Source organism: Pseudomonas sp. SIMBA_068, from assembly GCF_046534705.1.
Taxonomy (GTDB): Bacteria; Pseudomonadota; Gammaproteobacteria; order Pseudomonadales; family Pseudomonadaceae; genus Aquipseudomonas; species Aquipseudomonas putida.
Window position 1 is genome coordinate 1 of record NZ_JAWRYI010000928.1, and the last position, 258, is coordinate 258.

The following is a 258-nucleotide window of genomic DNA, read 5'->3' on the forward strand; positions in this document are numbered from 1 at the left end:
CTTCAATACGCTTATCTAACGGCGGATGCGACATAAACAGCTCGCTGAACGATTTGCCCTTACCGTTGATACAGAACGCCATCATGCTGCTCGGCTCCTGCGGTTCGTAGCTGGTTTTCAGGCGCTGTAACGCCGCAATCATCTTCTCACGCCCTACCAGCTTCGCTGAACCGGCATCGGCATGGAACTCACGGTGACGCGAGAACCACATGGTGATGATGCTGGCGAGAATACCAAACACCAGTTCCAGCACCATCG

Annotated in this window: 1 protein-coding gene; it reads right to left on the reverse strand. The window is 54.3% G+C overall.

What is annotated here, in order from left to right; translation table 11 throughout:
• On the reverse strand, nucleotides 1-258 hold a 258-nt coding region (locus tag SB756_RS32115), incomplete at both ends, for a M48 family metalloprotease (protein ID WP_410913507.1).